Source organism: bacterium endosymbiont of Bathymodiolus sp. 5 South (genome assembly GCF_900128535.1).
Classification (GTDB): Bacteria; Pseudomonadota; Gammaproteobacteria; order PS1; family Pseudothioglobaceae; genus Thiodubiliella.
Window position 1 is genome coordinate 1 of record NZ_FQTR01000227.1, and the last position, 2,172, is coordinate 2,172.

Genomic DNA, 2,172 nt, shown 5'->3' on the forward strand with positions numbered 1-2,172 from the left:
ACTATTTGTGTGTCTGTGTATCTTGATTTTTTCATGTGAAAACTCCTTATTTTTTATTATAGAATTTTCTACTTTAGGATGGTGTGGTTTTTTGGGGGTATTACAACATAACCGTGCAGTTATTATCCTCAATTTCATCCTCTTGCCAGCCTCGATCAGCGTAATACTTGTCATTTGTGGAAAAAATCCGAACACTTTTTACGCCTTTTGATTTAAATCTCCGAAGCATATAATCCATAAGCGCCGACCCTCCCCCTTTAACAATAGTTGTTTGACCCGTTACTAGCCCCTCAGGATTTGCTGCAATTATCTCAATTTTGGGAACTTGCATTTCTGCATTTTCTGCATAAGAAACAGCTTCTATTCTGCCTTGATAAGTAACAACATGAATTTCTTTTGTAAACGATCCAGTATAAGAATCTAACTTAATATTTTCTTCCATGCCCCTTGATAGAAATGAAGAATCATAAGATTGGGTTTTAGGTATGTATTCTGCCGCTCCCCATTTAAGCAAAACAGGTCTAATATTTGCCTTATATTCGACCATATCAAATTTTAATCCTAATCTGTAAGTTTTAAATTGAAAGCTATTTTCTGTATCAATTATTTTAGTTAAACCCCTTTCAAAAAAGTAAGGCGGAAAATCATCGGCTGTATATTGATAATTCTGAAGAGTAAGAAGCATATGACCATCGGCATAAATTAAACCACCACAAAAGATGACTGCCAATAACAAGGTTTTAAAAAAATCAAAAAGGGCATTTATTTTCATTTGCATACTTTCAAAAATTTTCCGTACTGTTTTCTAAGCTTTCTGAGATCTCTGTTTATAAATAGGGGCGATCGGTAAATTCAATTTTTATCCATCAACGAGGCGGTAAACAGAATGCTCAATTGGCAATTTATTCAAACTTTGTCATAGCGGAATTAAGGCTGGGTCTAAAAAATTGCTAATTAAGTAAAAAGTGGATTTTTGATGATTATGCATATTCATGTAAAGATCTTTAATGGTTAAAATCAAAAATAATACCTCCTCTCCTTGGTTTCCCTAGTTTCTTGTTAATTAAAAAACTTAATTGCAACATTTCAAGACTTATATCGTATTTTATTGAAGAAAAAGGAGCCTTATCTATTGAGTTAGAAAATTTATTTTCATCACTTAAAGACTTTTTAATCTTATTTCTACTACGTTGTACAGTATTAACTGCCTCTTCTATATTTACATTAATAGGATTAGTTTGCTCCACACTCCAGTTAGTTGCCATATAAACCTTCTTGCCAGTTTCTTCAGTGGTAAAGTTATAGTTTGTACTTCTGTAAAACTTATACCCTGCATGGATAATATTGCCTACAGTGTCGTTAACCACCGAACTAGGCAGTATACCGCTGATAACCATAGGTGCTTTCCATGCGTCAATATTTTTAATACATGCATTTTTAAGATATTCTGCGTTAGAAAGATTATTATCTAAACAAGTATCAGCAAATATACTGACATTACTAAAAAGTAATACGCTCAATAAAAGTAGTTTTATGATTAAATGCATTTATTTTTTCTCGTTGAGTTTATCTACATTGCCCTATACTCTTTAGCAACTTTTTTAAAATTTCTTCTAAATTTATCGTAATTTTATACTTTTTTGATGCACATCCATTGGTTTTTATGTCTTAGAGACCTTTGCATAATATAAAACCCCAACAAATTAAGACAACAATTTAAATTTTCTTATTTCGAACAAGTTAAACTAAACAAAAAAAATCGGAGTAAAAAAAATGAGTAAAAAACGAACCAAATATACCTCAACATTTAAGACAAAATTAGTACTTGAGTTATTACAAAATAAAAGCACCCTAGTGCAGATTGCTAGCAAGCATAACATCCTTCCACAAAACCTACAGAATTGGAAGAAAACCTTCCTTGCTAACGCTGAAATTGCCATGGAGCCATCCAAGGCAGTTAAAGAATACAAAGAAGAGCTTATTAAATCACAAAAGCAAAATGAACGCTTAACTGCACTAGTAGGTAAAGTAACCGTAGAAAAGGAGTGGCTGGCAAAAAAGCTAAAAAGCTTGGGCTTATCTAATCGCAAACAGTTAGTTGAGTTCAAGCTATCTTCACCACACATGCCGTGTTCTCTTCTGTCGGTTAATCAGCAATGCCAATCAAAGCAC

At 32.7% G+C, this 2,172-nt stretch carries 3 protein-coding genes; 1 reads left to right on the plus strand and 2 read right to left on the minus strand.

Annotated elements, in window-relative coordinates:
* Positions 1-100 precede the first annotated feature (100 nt).
* Complete coding sequence (locus BBROOKSOX_RS10285; protein ID WP_139661665.1) at positions 101-772, minus strand: hypothetical protein; 672 nt, start codon at positions 770-772, stop codon at positions 101-103.
* A gap of 232 nt (positions 773-1,004) precedes the next feature.
* Positions 1,005-1,520: a hypothetical protein gene (locus BBROOKSOX_RS10290; RefSeq protein ID WP_139661667.1), complete on the minus strand. Its 516-nt coding sequence runs from the start codon at positions 1,518-1,520 to the stop codon at positions 1,005-1,007.
* Positions 1,521-1,773: 253 nt separating this feature from the next.
* Between BBROOKSOX_RS10290 and BBROOKSOX_RS10295 the strand changes: the two genes are divergently transcribed.
* Positions 1,774-2,172: transposase (locus tag BBROOKSOX_RS10295; RefSeq protein ID WP_139661670.1), on the plus strand; the 399-nt coding region annotated here is incomplete at its 3' end.